We start from the raw sequence: 15,800 nt of genomic DNA on the forward strand, positions 1-15,800 counted from the left end.
CCCCGCCGCACAGGCCACTCTTTCGTTCACTCAACCGAACGGACGTGGCCCTCCCATGAAACGCATCACCGTGATCGACTCCCATACCGGCGGCGAACCGACTCGCTTGGTGACCGCCGGTTTTCCTGACCTGGGCACCGGCAGCATGGCCGAACGCCGTAAGCTGCTCGCCGAACATCACGATCAATGGCGCGCCGCTTGTGTGCTGGAACCCCGTGGCAGCGACGTGCTGGTGGGCGCCCTGCTTTGTACGCCGGTGGACCCGAGTGCCTGTGCCGGGGTGATTTTCTTCAACAACACCGGTTACCTGGGCATGTGCGGCCACGGCACTATTGGCCTGGTGGCGTCGTTGGCGCATCTGGGCAAGATCAGCCCCGGCGTGCATCGCATCGAGACGCCGGTGGGTACGGTGCAGGCGACCCTGCACGAAGACCATTCGGTGAGCGTGCGCAACGTGCCGGCCTACCGTTACCGCAAGGCGTTGGTGTTGCAGGTACCAGATGTCGGCCCGGTGGTCGGCGATATCGCCTGGGGCGGCAACTGGTTTTTCCTGATCGCCGAGCATGGCCTGCGGGTGGCCGGCGACAACCTCGACGCGCTGACCGCTTATACCTACGCCGTGCAACAGGCGCTGGAGGCCCAGGGTATTCGTGGCGAAGACGGCGGGTTGATCGACCATGTCGAGCTGTTCGCCAATGACGATCACGCCGACAGCCGCAACTTTGTCCTCTGCCCCGGCAAGGCCTATGACCGCTCACCGTGCGGCACCGGCACCAGTGCCAAACTGGCGTGCCTGGCAGCGGACGACAAACTGCAACCGGGACAGATCTGGCGCCAGGCCAGTGTCATCGGCAGCGAGTTCGAAGGCTCTTACGAATGGCAGGGCGAGCGCGTTATACCGACCATTCGCGGCCGTGCCTTTATCAGCGCCGAAGCCAGTTTGATCATCGAACAGGATGACCCGTTCGCCTGGGGCATTCGTCCATGAACGAGGGCCTTGTGGCCGATGTGATCGTGATCGGCGCCGGCATCATCGGTGCCGCCTGTGCCCAGGCGCTGGCCCGTCGTGACTTGCAGGTGCTGGTGCTGGACGCCGGCCTGCACGGTGCGACGGCGGCGGGCATGGGTCACTTGCTGGTGCTCGACGACAACCCGGCCGAACTGGCCCTGAGTCAATATTCCCTGCAACGTTGGCGCGAATTGGCGCCGGACCTGCCCGACGGCTGCGCCTACCGCAACAACGGCACGCTGTGGCTGGCGGCCAACGCCGAGGAAATGGCGGTCGCCCATAGCAAATACCTGAACCTGAAAGCCCAGGGCGTGGCGTGCGAATTGGTCGGCGCCAGTGCTTTGCGCCAGCGTGAGCCGGAACTGCGTGAGGGGCTGGAAGGCGGTTTATTGATCAATGGTGACGGCATTCTTTATGCGCCGGCGACGGCCCGCTGGATGCTCGACACACCGAACATTCGTCAACGTCGGGCGCGGGTCAGCGCGGTCGATGGCAACCGTGTCTGCCTCGATGACGGTCGTTGGTTGAGTGCCGACGCGGTGGTGTTGGCCAACGGTATTCAGGCCAACGAACTGTGCCCGGAGTTGCCCATCGAGCCGAAAAAAGGTCACCTGCTGATTACCGATCGCTACCCCCGCACCGTCACCCACACCTTGGTGGAACTGGGTTACGTCACCAGCGCCCACAACGCCACGGGGCCGTCGACCGCCTGCAATATTCAGCCGCGCCCCACTGGGCAATTGTTCATCGGTGCCTCGCGCCAATTCGGCACCACCGACCCGCAGGTCGAAGGGTGGATGCTGGCGAAAATGCTCAAGCGCGCCGCCGAGTACATGCCGGGGCTGGCCCGACTCAACGGCATCCGCGCCTGGACCGGCTTTCGCGCCGCCAGCCCCGACGGCCTGCCGCTGGTTGGCCAACACCCGCAGCGCCAGGGCTTGTGGCTGGCCGTTGGTCATGAAGGGTTGGGCGTCACCACGGCCCCCGGCACGGCCGACTTGCTGGTGGCGCAACTGTTCAACGAAACCCCGCCACTGGCCGCACAACCCTATCTGCCCCAGCGTTTCCTCGGAGAACCTGCCTATGCCTGAATTGCTGCTGGACGGTCGCGCTTTGAAGGTAGCCGAGGGCACCAGCGTCGCCGCTGCCTTGGCGTTGGGCAGCGACGGCAGCACGCGCACGTCGGTCAGTGGTCAGCGACGCGCACCGCTGTGCGGCATGGGCATCTGCCAGGAATGCCGGGTGACCATCGACGGCCGGCGACGCCTCGCTTGCCAAACCCTGTGCCGAGACGGCATGCAGGTGGAGACACGCCCATGAACGTATACGCTGATCTGCTGATCATCGGTGCCGGCCCCGCTGGCATGGCCGCCGCGCTTGCCGCCGCACCTAGCGGCGCACGCATCGTCATGCTCGATGACAACCCGCTGCCAGGCGGACAAATCTGGCGTGACGGCCCGCAAGCCAACGTACCTGATCAGGCCCGTCGACTGCGTGAGCGTTTGCAGGCTTGCAGCAACATCCGTCATCACGCTGGCACCCGGGTGATCGCCAGTCCCGGTCCGAAACAACTGTTGGTCGAAGATGATGACGACGGCTGGTTGATCAGCTACGACAAACTGATTCTGTGCACCGGCGCCCGCGAGTTGCTGCTGCCCTTCCCCGGCTGGACGTTGCCGGGCGTGACCGGGGCCGGTGGCTTGCAGGCGCTGATCAAGGCGGGTGTGCCGGTGCAGGGTGAGCGCGTGGTGATCGCCGGCAGCGGCCCGCTATTGCTGGCGAGTGCCGCCACCGCGAAAAAACATGGCGCCCAGGTACAACGCATCGCCGAGCAAGCCTCGCGCATCGCCGTCGCTGGTTTCGCCGCGCAACTGCCGCGCTGGCCCGCCAAATGGTTGCAATCATTCAGCTTGTTCGACCGCCATTACCGCACCGCAACTCATGTGCTGGCCGCCCTTGGCATTGACCGATTGGAAGGTGTGCGCCTGCAACAGCAAGGCAAAGTCGTTGAGCTGGAATGTGATCGACTGGCCTGTGGCTTCGGCTTGATTCCGAACATTCAATTGGGCCAGGCACTGGGTTACGCCATCGAAGGTCAGGCGTTGGCGGTGGATGCCTGGCAGGCCAGCAGCCGTGCCGATCATTATGCGGCAGGCGAATGCACCGGGTTTGGTGGCAGTGAACTGGCGTTGGTCGAAGGTGCAATTGCTGGCCACGCGGCGGTCGGCAACCTTGAAGCGGCCCGCCAGTTGTGGCCACGCCGGGCACGCTGGCAGGGTTTTGCCAAGGCACTGAATCAGGCATTCGCCCTCGATCCACAACTCAAATCTTTGGCCCGATCCGACACCCTGGTTTGCCGCTGCGAAGACGTGCCCTACGCCGCATTGGCCGGGCACACTGACTGGCGCGAAGCCAAGCTGGCCAGTCGCTGCGGCATGGGTGCCTGTCAGGGTCGAGTGTGTGGTGGTGCAGTGCAGCACTTGTTCGGCTGGCAACCTTCGGCACCCCGCCCACCCTTCAGTCCGGCGCGAATCGAGACCTTGATGTGCCTGGACGACACCCCTCCGACCTGATTCCCCCTCGGGGGTTTCGGCCACGCTGCCGAGCCTCTATGATCCTGGGGTCGCCATCAGACCCCAGCGCCATGTATCCCTCGCTCAGCACCTTCAAACCCTGCGACCTGCCAACGCTGCTCAACAGTCTGCAGCCGATCGCGCCGCTGCTCGATACCCTGGCGGATGTGGTGTTTTTCATAAAGGACCGCGAAGCCCGCTACGCCTTCGTCAACCAGACCCTGGCCCGGCGTTGCGGTTTCAAGCATCGCGAGGAACTGCTGGGGCTCACCGCCGAAATGGTCTTCCCGGAACGCTTCGGCCCGCTGTACACCGAACAGGATCGACGGGTACTGTCCAGCGGCCGCGAACTGTCCGACCAACTGGAACTGCATTTGTACTACGGCAACCAGCCGATCTGGTGCCTGACCCACAAAATCGCTCTGAAGGATGAGCAAGGTCGAATCGTTGGCCTGGCCGGAATCTCCCGCGACCTGCAATCGCCACAGTCCAACCATCCCGCATTCCAGAAACTCGCCGCCGTGGATGCGCACATCCGCAGCCACTTCGCCCGCCCCATCAGCCTCGCCGAACTGACCACCATCGCCGGCTATTCCGTGGCGCAACTGGAGCGACACTGCAAACGGGTTTTCCAGCTCACCCCACGACAGATGATTCACAAGGCGCGCCTGGAAGAGGGTTCGCGGCTGTTACTGCACACCGAGTTGCCCATCACCGAGATCGCCTTGCGTTGCGGCTATACCGATCACAGTGCGTTTAGCCGGCAGTTCCGGGCGTTGACTAGTTTGTCACCGAGCCAGTTTCGGGATAATCAGCGTTAAGGATCGTTCCCACGCTCTGCGTGGGAATGCCTCAACGGACGCTCCGCGTTCGGCTTTAGGGAGTGGGACGCGGAGCGTCCCAGGCTGCATTCCCACGCAGAGCGTGGGAACGATCAGTACCGCGGTCGAACACAATCCCCTGTAGGAGCTGCCGAAGGCTGCGGTCTTTTGATCTTAAACGGTGATGTTTAATCGACATCTCCAGACACTCACCCAGGCTACACATCCTTGCGCCGCTGCCTACGACTACGCCAGAATCCGCCGGCTTGTGCGCCTTGAGGCCGGGCTCTATCGTTTCCGGGTCGCTGACGAATCAGCGATCGGATTTGACCGTCCGAATCAATCAAGGCGCGCCAGCGTCCAGACCAAATTCAGGCATTGTCTGAAATATCGTGTCGCGGTGGCTGTGCGTGGGACACCTTCGGGTGTGCCGGATTCCTTGATGTCCGGTCGGTCAACCCGCGTACAGCTGCCACCTTGTTCGTTTGACCGCGAACGGCGGTAGCTCCAGCCATCAAGGAGCTTCACCATGTTCAAACCAACACCCAACCCACCGGAAACCGATCCAACATCCCCCTACGAATCCCTCGATTCCAAAAAGCTCAACGAAGCCGCCGACCGCGCCCTCGACCACTACCTCAAGCCGTCCATCCCCAAAGACACCAAGCGCAAACCCAGCACCATTTACCATGTGGGTGCAAAGGTCGATAACGAAACCCTACTGGTCAACGCCTGCGAAACCCTAGCGTCAGCGAGCATGATGCTCAGTGAGTTCGCCGGATTGATGGACATGCCACATCGCAACATGATGTTGGGCATTCAACAGGTGGTCATGCTTGGGGAGTTAGCAGTGAATCGGGTGCTGGATAATCTCGATCCACAAGGCTAACAGACACACTGATCGTTCCCACGCTCTGCGTGGGAATGCAGCCCGGGACGCTCCGCGTCCCTTCCAGAGCCGAACGCAGAGCGTCCGTTGAGGCATTCCCACGCGGAGCGTGGGAACGATCAATCGCAAGCTCCCACGCCTGCCGGTGTTCCTTAAAGGGGCGCCCCGCACAATATTGCTCCCATCTGTAACACCTGCCGTTGCGGGCCCAAACCTTCACAGCATCCTTGCCCTCCAGTTGCTCCACTACAACACCTCTACTTCAAGGGCTGACGATTAATTCGCGCTTGCGCCTGGAAATGGGCACGTTGATTGCTATTGTTAATATCGTATACGAAATCCCCAATACGATATCCAACAGCACTTCACATCAACGAGGCCTCTATGAAAAACCCCGCATTTGCCGTAGCCCTCAGCGCTGTTCTCAGTACCTCCTTTATCGCCACCGCTCAGGCAGACAAGCTCGACGACATCATCGGTTCGGGCAAGCTACGTTGCGCCGTGACCCTGGACTTCCCGCCCATGGGTTTTCGCGATGCGGGCAACAACCCGGCCGGTTTCGACGTGGACTACTGCCATGACCTGGCGAAAATCCTCGGAGTTGAGGCGGAAGTAGTCGAGACGCCATTCCCGGACCGCATTCCGGCGCTGGTCTCCGGTCGGGCCGACGTGATCGTCGCCTCCACTTCCGACACCCTCGAACGGGCCAAGACCGTCGGCCTCACCGTGCCCTACTTTGCCTTCCAGATGGTGGTGCTGACTCGCGACGACACCGGCATCAACAGCTTCGATGACATCAAGGGCAAACCCGTGGGCAACACCAGCGGCACCTATGAGGCCATCGCCCTGGAGAAAGACGTGAAGAAATGGGGCACCGGCACCTTCCGCGCCTATCAGTCGCAAAACGACACGCTGTTGGCGGTCGCCCAAGGTCACATCGACGCCACTGTGGTCACCAACACTGTGGCCGCCGCCACGCTCAAATCGGGCAAATACAAGAACCTGAAAGTCGCCGGTAACGCCCCGTACGTGATCGACTACGTGTCCCTCGGAGCCAAACGCAACGAGTACGGTCTGCTCCGGTATCTGGACCTGTTCGTGAACCAGCAAGTGCGAACAGGCCGTTACAACGAGCTGTTCACCAAATGGGTCGGCACCGAGATTTCACCCACCGACCTGACCGTGCCAAAGGTCTATTACTGAGATGTCCGGCATGCCTGGGTCAATTTCTCTGACCGGTCGCAGCCTGGTCGCGGGCGCCGCCCAAGGCGCCCTACTGTTCGCCGATGTGGGCTTGAGTTTCTGGGGCGGGGTCGATCCGTATAGCGGCGAGATCATTGACCGTCACCACCCCCTCAGCGGCGAATACCTGGCCGGCCGTGTGCTGGCCATTCCCAGCGGTCGCGGCTCGTGCACCGGCAGTAGCGTGTTGATGGAACTGATCAGCAACGGTCACGCACCGGCCGCACTGGTGCTGGCCGAGCCCGATGAGATCCTGACCCTGGGCGTGCTCGTGGCACAGACCATTTTCGAGCGTTCCCTGCCGGTGCTGTGCATCGGCCGGGAGGCCTTCGCCGCTCTGCGCGGCAAGGCCTTCGCTCGGGTCGAGGACACAACGCTAAGCCTGTTCGAGCACCTGCCGGGCGATGCCTGGCAGGCACTCGACAGCCCTTTGCCGAGCACCGATATCGGCACCGCGATCGAACTCACCGAACACGACCAAGCGCTGCTCGACGGCCAGCATGGCAAGGCCGCGCAGGTGGCGATGCAGATCGTCCTGCGCATGGCCGAACTGCAAGGTGCCCGCCATCTTGTGGATATCACCCAAGCGCACATTGACGGCTGCATCTACACCGGACCTGCGAGCCTGCGTTTTGCCCAACAGCTGGTGCAATGGGGAGCAACAGTGCGGGTGCCCACCACCCTCAATTCGATTTCCGTGGACCAGCGCCGCTGGCGCGAGCTGGGCATCGACCCGACCCTCGGTGAACCGGCCAGTGCCTTGGGCGATGCTTATATGGCGATGGGTGCACAGCTGAGTTTCACCTGCGCGCCTTACCTGCTCGACAGCGCGCCGAAGGCCGGCGAGCAGATCGTCTGGGCCGAATCCAACGCGGTGGTCTACGCCAACAGCGTGCTCGGCGCACGCACCTTGAAGTACCCGGACTATCTGGATATCTGCATCGCGTTGACCGGTCGCGCCCCGTTGATCGGCTGCCATTTGGACGCGCAACGCAAGGCCCGACTGCAGATCGAGTTACCCGCCCTGGGTGAACTGGACGACGCCTTCTACCCGCTGCTCGGTTACCACATTGGCGCACTGGCTGGCAGCCGAATTTCACTGGTTCGCGGGTTGGAAAACCGCCAGCCAAGCCTGGACGACCTCAAAGCTTTCGGCGCGGCATTTGCCACCACGTCCGCCGCGCCCTTGTTCCATATCGCCGGAGTAACTCCGGAGGCCATCGACCCGTCGCGGGTGCTGGAAGTGGATGTATCCATACCCGTGGAAAAAATCCGCCTGATCGACCTATTGGTCAGTTGGCGCGAGCTCAACAGTGCCCGCGACAACCGGGTGGATGTGGTGTCGCTGGGCAATCCGCATTTCTCCCTCAGCGAGTTTGCCCACCTCGCGCGGTTGTGTCTCGGTCGGCACAAACACCCTGACGTGGTCCTCGCCATTACCTGCGGCCGCGCTGTGCTGGAGCAGGCTCGCGAAGCCGGGCATATCGCCGTGATCGAAGCTTTCGGCGCGACCCTGGTCACCGATACCTGCTGGTGCATGCTCGGCGAACCGGTGATCCCGCTAGCCGCGAAAACCTTGATGACCAACTCCGGCAAGTACGCCCATTACGCACCGGGCCTGGTGGGCCGCAAAGTGCATTTCGCCAGCATCAAAGAATGCGTCGATGCCGCCTGCAATGCCATCGCCAGCGGGCGCCTGCCGACGTGGCTACAACCTGCCGCCCAACTGGAGAGCCCTGCGCATGTTTGACTACAGCTTCCAATGGCGCTCAGCGCTGCGCGCCCTGCCGGACATGCTTGCCGGTGCCGTCGTCACTTTCGAGACCGCGGCGCTGTCGATGATCTTCGGCGTGCTGATCGCCCTGGCCCTGACCGTGATGCGCGAAAGCAAAAACCCATTGTTGCGCGGCATCGGCAACGGCTGGGTATCGATCGCGCGCAACACCCCGTCGCTGTTCCAGATCTACGTCCTCTACTTCGGCCTCGGCTCGCTGGGCATGCATGTCAGCTCATGGCTCGCCCTGCTGGCCGGGATCACCTTCAACAATGCCGGGTATCTGGCGGAGAACTTTCGCGGTGGCCTCAAGGCTGTACCGGACACTCAAGTGCGCGCCGCACGTTCGCTGGGCATGAGTGCCTTCCAGGCCTACCGCATGATCATCGTCCCGCAGCTGCTGCGGATCGTCTTCTACCCGCTGACTAATCAAATGGTCTGGGCGGTGCTGATGACGTCGCTGGGGGTGATCGTCGGGCTGAACAATGACCTGACCGGCGTGACCCAGGACTACAACGTCAAAACGTTCCGCACCTTCGAGTTCTTCGCCATTGCAGCGGTGCTGTATTACCTGATTGCCAAGGCGATCGTCGCGGCAGCCCGGCTGATGGCCTGGCGGTTGTTCCGTTACTGAGGAGTCGTCCATGTTTAATACCGGGTTTTCCTCCAATGACCTGTTGTTCCTGCTCAATGGCGCCTGGGTCACGCTGCAACTGACGTTCTGGTCGATCATGCTCGGCTCCCTGGCCGGTCTGCTCTTCGGCTTGCTGCGGGCCTTGTTGCCACGGGCCAGTTTGCCCCTCGCCTGGGTGCTGGACGTGTTTCGCAGCGTGCCGTTGCTGATCCAGTTCGTGCTGTTCAACTCGCTCAAAAGCATCGTCGGTTTGAACATCAGTGCCTTCAGCGTCGGCTGCATTGTGCTGGGGGTTTACGCCGCCGCGTACTTCACCGAGATCGTACGCGCTGGTGTGTTGTCGGTGCCGTTCACCCTGCGTCGGGCCAGTCGCTCGCTGGGCCTGAGCTTCCTGCAGGACCTGCGCTGGATCGTCCTGCCGATGGCCACCCGGGTGGCTTTTCCGGGCTGGCTGAACCTGGTGCTCGGCGTGATGAAAGACACCGCGCTGGTGATGTGGATCGGCATCGTCGAACTGCTGCGCGCCTCGCAAACCATCGTCACCCGCATCCAGGAACCGTTGCTGGTGCTGTGCATCGCGGGCCTTATTTACTACGTCATGAGCCTGGTGGTCGCACGCCTGGGCGCTCGTCTGGAAAGAAGGTGGCAAGAAAATGATTGAGATCGACAACGTACATAAATCCTTCGGCGACCTCGCCGTGGTCAAGGGTGTCAGCCTGACGGTAAACAAGGGCGAGGTGGTGTCGATCATCGGCGGCTCGGGCTCCGGCAAATCGACCCTGCTGATGTGCATCAACGGCCTGGAACCGATCCAGAAAGGCAGCATTCGCGTTGACGGCGTCGAGGTTCACGACAGCGCCACCGACCTCAATCGCTTGCGGCAGAAAATCGGCATCGTGTTCCAGCAATGGAATGCCTTCCCGCACCTGACGGTGCTGGAAAACGTGATGCTGGCGCCGCGCAAAGTGCTGGGCAAAAGCAAGTGCGACGCCGAGGAGCTGGCGGTGCAGCAACTCACCCATGTGGGCCTTGCCGACAAGCTCAAGACCTTCCCCGGCAAGTTGTCCGGCGGTCAGCAACAACGCATGGCCATCGCTCGCGCCTTGGCCATGTCGCCGGACTACATGCTGTTCGACGAAGCCACGTCGGCCCTCGATCCGCAATTGGTCGGCGAGGTGCTGGACACCATGCGCATGCTCGCCGAAGACGGCATGACCATGGTGCTGGTGACCCACGAAATCCGCTTTGCCCGCGATGTATCCGACCGCGTGGCGTTCTTTCGCAATGGCCTGGTGCACGAGATCGGCTCGCCGGATCAGGTGATTGGTAATCCGGTGCATGCGGAAACGGCGGCGTTTCTGAAATCGGTGAAATAACTGATGGCCCCTTCGCGGGCAAGCCTCGCTCCTACAGGGTTGGTGGTGTACGCAAAATCGGTGACCGCCACAGATAAATGTAGGAGCGAGGCTTGCCCGCGAAGGGGCCCGCACAAACAAAACAAGGAGCAGGCAATGCGCTCATCGAAAGTGATTCATGTAGTCAGCTGTCATGCCGAAGGCGAAGTCGGTGACGTGATCGTCGGGGGTGTCGCACCACCACCGGGCGCCACTGTGTGGGAGCAATCGCGCTGGATTGCCAAGGATCAGACACTGCGCGACTTCGTGCTCAACGAGCCGCGCGGCGGCGTGTTCCGCCACGTCAATCTGCTGGTGCCGGCCAAGGACCCTAGGGCGCAGATGGCCTGGATCATCATGGAACCGGCGGACACGCCACCGATGTCCGGCTCCAATTCGCTGTGCGTCGCCACCGTGCTGCTGGACAGCGGCATTCTGCCGATGACCGAACCGCAAACCCGACTGGTGCTCGAAGCGCCCGGCGGCCTGATCGAGGCCGTGGCCGACTGCCGTGATGGCAAGGTCGAGCGGGTAGAAATCAAGAACGTGCCCTCCTTCGCTGACCGCCTCGACGCCTGGATCGAAGTCGAAGGCCTCGGCTCGTTGCAGGTCGACACCGCGTATGGCGGCGACAGTTTTGTCATCGCCGACGCCAAGGGGCTGGGCTTTTCCATTCGTCCTGATGAGGCTGCCGACCTGGTGGCGGTCGGGCTGAAAATCACTCGCGCGGCCAATGAACAATTGGGCTTCGTCCATCCACTGAACCCCGAGTGGTCACATATATCCTTCTGCCAGATTGCCGCGCCCATCGTCGTTGAGAACGGCATCGCCACTGGCGCCAATGCAGTGGTGATTCAACCCGGCAAGATCGACCGCTCGCCCACCGGCACTGGCTGCTCGGCACGCATGGCGGTGCTGCAGGCCAAGGGACTGATGCAGGTGGGCGAGCGCTTTATTGGGCGTTCGATCATCGGTTCCGAATTCCACTGCCGCATCGATTCCCTGACCGAAGTGGCCGGACGCCCGGCGATCTACCCATGCATTTCCGGCCGGGCCTGGATCACCGGCACCCACCAATTGCTGCTCGACCCGAGCGATCCGTGGCCACAGGGCTATCGCCTGTCAGACACCTGGCCGGGTGCCTGAAACTCGCCCAGACCAACGGTTACCAAAACCCCTGACTAATTGAAAAAAACACTAGCCGAGTCATTGGCATTTAAAATATCGTATACGAAATACAATTGACGAACCGGAGGCAACAATGAGCAAGCGTATTAACTGGAGTGGCGTCTTCCCCGCGGTGACCACTCAATTCAACGATGACTTCACCATCAACCTGGAAAAAACCCATCAGGTGATTTCCAACGTGATCCGTGATGGCGTATCAGGCCTGGTGGTGTGCGGTTCGGTGGGGGAAAACACCTCATTGACCGCCGAAGAAAAAATCGCCGTGACCGAAGTCGCGGTCGACGCCTCCCGGGGCCGCGTGCCAGTGATCTGCGGTGTGGCCGAGTTCACCAGCGTGCAAGCGGCCAAGGTCGCCAATGCTGTGCGCCGGGTCGGCGTCGACGGCGTGATGCTGATGCCGGCGCTGGTCTACGGCTCCAAGCCGTTCGAGACTGCCGAGCACTACCGCTACGTGGCGAAAAATGCCGACGTACCGCTGATGGTCTACAACAATCCGCCGATCTACAAAAACGACGTCACCCCGGACATCCTGATTTCCCTGGCTGACTGCGACAACGTGGTGTGCTTCAAGGATTCGTCCGGCGATACCCGTCGTTTCATCGACGTGCGCAATGAAGTCGGCGACCGTTTCGTGCTGTTCGCAGGTCTCGACGACGTGGTGCTGGAAAGCATCGCGGTGGGTGCCGAAGGCTGGGTCTCGGGCATGTCCAACGTGTTCCCGAAAGAAGGCGAAACCATCTTCCGCCTGGCCAAGGCCGGTCGCTTCGCCGAAGCCATGCCGATCTACGAATGGCTGATGCCGATCCTGCACCTCGATGCCCGTGCCGACCTGGTGCAATGCATCAAGCTCTGTGAAGCCATCGCCGGTCGCGGCAGCGCGCTGACCCGTCCGCCACGCCTGGCACTGCCGGAAGCCGATCGAGTGTTCGTCGAGCAGATCATGGCCAAGGCCCTGGCTAACCGTCCGGAGTTGCCAGACGTCGGTCTCTGAGTGATTGCCGGGCGGGTCTTTGCGGACCCGGCCCGGCTGCCTGTTCTTGCGCCTCTACAGGAAACGCCAGCATGTCCAATCCTCTACACACGCAAAGCGCAACCACCCCCTCGGGACTCAAACGCGTAGTGGCCGCCGCCATGGCCGGCACCGTCGCCGAGTGGTATGAATTCTTTCTCTACGGCACCGCCTCGGCACTGGTCTTCGGCCAGTTGTTCTTCCGCCAGACCGACAGCCCCATCGACGGCATCATCGCCGCCTTCGCCCTGTACGCGGTCGGCTTTCTCGCTCGTCCATTGGGCGGTCTGGTGTTCGGTCACTACGGTGACAAATTCGGCCGCAAACGCCTGCTGCAACTGAGCCTGGTGGTGGTCGGCATCACCACTTTTCTGATGGGATGCCTGCCCGGCTTCGACAGCATCGGCTATGCCGCGCCAGTGCTATTGGTGTTGTTGCGGCTGATCCAGGGCTTTGCCTTTGGTGGCGAATGGGGCGGCGCGATTCTGCTGGTGTCCGAACACTGCCCCGACAACCGTCGCGGCTTCTGGGCCAGTTGGCCGCAAGCCGGTGTGCCGGCCGGCAACCTGGTGGCCACGGTCGCGCTGTTGCTGTTGTCGTCGAACCTGCCGGAGGAACAATTCCTCGCCTGGGGCTGGCGCGTGGCGTTCTGGTTCTCGGCGGTGGTGGTGCTGATCGGCTATTGGATTCGCACCAGCGTCGATGACGCGCCGATCTTCAAACAAGCCCAGGCCCGTCAAGCGCAGACCAAGCAGCAACAGCTGGGCGTGGTCGAAGTGCTGCGTCATCACTGGCGCGCTGTGCTGGTGGGGATCGGCGCACGCTTTGCCGAGAACATTCTCTATTACACCGTGGTCACCTTTTCGATCACCTACCTGAAACTGGTGGTGCACAAGGACACCTCGGAAATTCTGCTGCTGATGTTCGGCGCGCACTTGGTGCACTTCTTCCTGATTCCGTTGATGGGCTATCTGTCGGATATCGTCGGGCGCAAACCGATCTACCTGACCGGCGCGGTGCTCACTGCGTTCTGGGGCTTTATCGGTTTCCCGATGATGGACACCGGCAACAACTGGCTGATCATGGCGGCGATCATTCTGGGCCTGGGCATCGAGTCGATGACCTATGCGCCCTACTCGGCGCTGATGGCCGAAATGTTCCCGACCCATGTGCGCTACACCGCACTTTCACTGTGCTACCAGGTAGCGCCGATTTTCGCCGGTTCCCTGGCTCCGCTAATCGCCATCACCTTGCTCAACAAATATCACAGCTCGACACCCATCGCCTGGTATCTGGTTGGCGCCGCGTTGATTTCCATCGTGGCCGTCGGCCTGACCCGGGAAACCCGTGGCAAGTCGTTGCATCAGGTGGATGCCGAATCTGCCGCGCGTATTGCTGCCCTCGATAGCGCCGCGCCGGCCACACGCCGGGGTGATTCATTGGCCTGAGCTCAATACCTGTAGGAGCGAGCGGTGCGGCGATCCGACTTGCCCGCGAAGGCGCCATCACATTCAACATCGATGTCGACTGACACACCGCCTTCGCGGGCAAGCCTCGCTCCTACAAGGACCTCACTTTTTTTTGACAGGAGTTTTCCATGCCCGAGATCATCGGCCACAACTACATCGGCGGTGCTCGCAGCGCCGTTGGCAGCATCACCCTGCACAGCCACGACGCCAGTACCGGCGAAGCACTGCCCTTCTCTTTCATGCAAGCCACCGCTGAAGAAGTGGACGCCGCCGCTCAGGCCGCTGCTGCCGCTTACCCGGCCTTTCGCAACTTGCCGGCAACTCGCCGTGCAGAATTTCTTGAAGCCATTGCTGCGCAACTGGATGCCCTGGATGACGAATTCATCAACCGGGTCACCCGCGAAACCGCGCTGCCGACCGGACGCATTCAAGGCGAACGCAGCCGTACCAGCAACCAAATGCGTCTGTTCGCTCAGGTTCTACGCCGGGGCGATTTCTATGGTGCGCGCATCGACCGCGCCTTGCCCGAACGTCAGCCATTGCCACGGGTCGACCTGCGCCAATACCGGATCGGCGTCGGTCCGGTGGCCGTGTTCGGCGCCAGTAATTTCCCGCTGGCCTTTTCCACTGCCGGCGGTGACACCGCTGCTGCCCTGGCCGCCGGTTGCCCGGTGGTATTCAAGGCCCACAGCGGACACATGGCGACCGCCGAACGCGTGGCCAATGCAATCATCCGCGCCGCCGAGCAAACCGACATGCCCAAAGGTGTGTTCAACATGATCTACGGCGCGGGTGTCGGTGAAGCGCTGCTCAAGCATCCGGCGATCCAGGCCGTCGGTTTCACCGGCTCGCTAAAAGGCGGTCGCGCCCTCTGTGACATGGCCGCCGCCCGGCCACAACCGATCCCGGTGTTCGCCGAAATGAGCAGCATCAACCCGGTGCTAATACTGCCTGAAGCCCTGCTTGTGCGTGGCGAGAAAATCGCTGGTGAACTGGTGGCGTCGGTGGTCCAGGGTTGCGGTCAGTTCTGTACCAATCCGGGATTGGTGATCGGTATGCGCTCACCCCAGTTCAGCACTTTCATCGCGCGGCTCAGTGCCTTGATGGCCGAACAACCGGCGCAAACCATGCTCAACGCCGGCACCCTCGGCAGCTATGAAAAAGGCGTGCAGGCCTTGCTCGACCATCCAGGAATAATCCGCCTGGCAGGCCACGATCAGCACGGTAATCAAGCGCGGCCGCAACTGTTCAAGGCCGATGTCAGTCTGTTGTTCAAGGGTGATCCGCTGTTGCAGGAAGAAGTGTTCGGCCCGACCACCCTCATCGTCGAAGTGGCCGATGAGGCCGAGTTGCGACAAGCACTGAACAGTTTGCACGGTCAACTCACCGCCACGTTGATTGGCGAAGCACAGGACCTGAAGGAACACGCCGATCTGCTGATACTGCTGGAACAAAAGGTCGGCCGGGTGCTGTTCAACGGCTATCCCACCGGCGTCGAAGTGTGCGATGCCATGGTGCATGGCGGACCCTATCCGGCGACCTCCGACGCCCGTGGCACTTCGGTCGGCAGCCTGGCCATCGAACGCTTCCTGCGCCCGGTATGCTACCAAAACTGCCCGGACTCCTTGTTGCCCGACGCCCTGAAAAACGCCAACCCGCTGGGCATAGCGCGACTGGTTGATGGCAACATCCACCGCGAACCGGTTTAACAACACGATCTCCTGTAGGAGCGAGGCTTGCCCGCGAATGGGGCCTGACATTCAGCATTGATGTCGCCTGACACAACGCCTTCGCGGGC

General features: G+C 61.9%; 15 protein-coding genes. All 15 read left to right on the forward strand.

The features are described from left to right. Positions 1-55: 55 nt before the first annotated feature. The 15 genes from CKW20_RS14995 to CKW20_RS15065 all read left to right on the forward strand — a co-directional run bounded on the left by CKW20_RS14995 (position 56) and on the right by CKW20_RS15065 (position 15,711). Complete coding sequence (locus CKW20_RS14995; protein WP_095053599.1) at positions 56-988, forward strand: 4-hydroxyproline epimerase; 933 nt, start codon at positions 56-58, stop codon at positions 986-988. After that, a complete protein-coding gene (locus CKW20_RS15000; RefSeq protein WP_095053600.1) occupies positions 985-2,100 on the forward strand; it encodes an FAD-binding oxidoreductase in 1,116 nt (371 codons plus the stop codon). The genes CKW20_RS14995 and CKW20_RS15000 overlap by 4 nt, the downstream gene beginning before the upstream one ends. Then, positions 2,093-2,329, forward strand: coding sequence for a (2Fe-2S)-binding protein (locus CKW20_RS15005; protein ID WP_095053601.1), 237 nt, complete (start codon positions 2,093-2,095; stop codon positions 2,327-2,329). The genes CKW20_RS15000 and CKW20_RS15005 overlap by 8 nt, the downstream gene beginning before the upstream one ends. Continuing rightward, positions 2,326-3,582 (forward strand): FAD/NAD(P)-binding oxidoreductase, encoded by a 1,257-nt coding sequence (locus CKW20_RS15010; RefSeq protein ID WP_095053602.1) that lies wholly within the window; start codon positions 2,326-2,328, stop codon positions 3,580-3,582. The genes CKW20_RS15005 and CKW20_RS15010 overlap by 4 nt, the downstream gene beginning before the upstream one ends. Positions 3,583-3,653: 71 nt before the next feature. After that, a complete protein-coding gene (locus CKW20_RS15015; RefSeq protein ID WP_095053603.1) occupies positions 3,654-4,403 on the forward strand; it encodes an AraC family transcriptional regulator in 750 nt (249 codons plus the stop codon). Positions 4,404-4,932: 529 nt separating this feature from the next. Beyond that, positions 4,933-5,292 carry a DUF6124 family protein gene (locus CKW20_RS15020; RefSeq protein ID WP_095053604.1) on the forward strand — a complete coding sequence of 120 codons (360 nt, stop codon included), beginning with the start codon at positions 4,933-4,935 and terminating at the stop codon, positions 5,290-5,292. 384 nt (positions 5,293-5,676) lie between these two features. Next, the gene (locus tag CKW20_RS15025; protein ID WP_095053605.1) at positions 5,677-6,495 is read left to right on the forward strand and encodes a transporter substrate-binding domain-containing protein; all 819 of its coding nucleotides are present in this window, start codon (positions 5,677-5,679) and stop codon (positions 6,493-6,495) included. Between the two features lie 10 nt (positions 6,496-6,505). Further along, positions 6,506-8,284: an aconitase X gene (locus CKW20_RS15030; RefSeq protein ID WP_095053663.1), complete on the forward strand. Its 1,779-nt coding sequence runs from the start codon at positions 6,506-6,508 to the stop codon at positions 8,282-8,284. Continuing rightward, the gene (locus tag CKW20_RS15035) at positions 8,277-8,942 is read left to right on the forward strand and encodes an amino acid ABC transporter permease (RefSeq protein ID WP_095053606.1); all 666 of its coding nucleotides are present in this window, start codon (positions 8,277-8,279) and stop codon (positions 8,940-8,942) included. The genes CKW20_RS15030 and CKW20_RS15035 overlap by 8 nt, the downstream gene beginning before the upstream one ends. 10 nt (positions 8,943-8,952) lie before the next feature. After that, a complete protein-coding gene (locus tag CKW20_RS15040) occupies positions 8,953-9,603 on the forward strand; it encodes an amino acid ABC transporter permease (RefSeq protein ID WP_095053607.1) in 651 nt (216 codons plus the stop codon). Beyond that, a complete protein-coding gene (locus CKW20_RS15045) occupies positions 9,596-10,318 on the forward strand; it encodes an amino acid ABC transporter ATP-binding protein (protein WP_095053608.1) in 723 nt (240 codons plus the stop codon). The genes CKW20_RS15040 and CKW20_RS15045 overlap by 8 nt, the downstream gene beginning before the upstream one ends. 135 nt (positions 10,319-10,453) lie before the next feature. Continuing rightward, on the forward strand, positions 10,454-11,482 hold the full coding sequence (locus tag CKW20_RS15050) for a proline racemase family protein (protein ID WP_095053609.1): 1,029 nt from the start codon (positions 10,454-10,456) through the stop codon (positions 11,480-11,482). A 115-nt stretch (positions 11,483-11,597) separates the two neighbouring features. Then, entirely contained in the window at positions 11,598-12,515 is a 918-nt protein-coding gene (locus CKW20_RS15055; protein WP_030132201.1) for a dihydrodipicolinate synthase family protein, read from the forward strand. Positions 12,516-12,586: 71 nt separating this feature from the next. Further along, positions 12,587-13,981 (forward strand): fosfomycin efflux MFS transporter AbaF, encoded by a 1,395-nt coding sequence (gene abaF, locus CKW20_RS15060; RefSeq protein WP_095053610.1) that lies wholly within the window; start codon positions 12,587-12,589, stop codon positions 13,979-13,981. Between the two features lie 149 nt (positions 13,982-14,130). After that, entirely contained in the window at positions 14,131-15,711 is a 1,581-nt protein-coding gene (locus tag CKW20_RS15065) for an aldehyde dehydrogenase (NADP(+)) (RefSeq protein ID WP_095053611.1), read from the forward strand. Positions 15,712-15,800 lie beyond the last annotated feature (89 nt).

The sequence above is a fragment of the Pseudomonas sp. Irchel s3b2 genome, from assembly GCF_900187445.1.
GTDB lineage: Bacteria > Pseudomonadota > Gammaproteobacteria > Pseudomonadales > Pseudomonadaceae > Aquipseudomonas.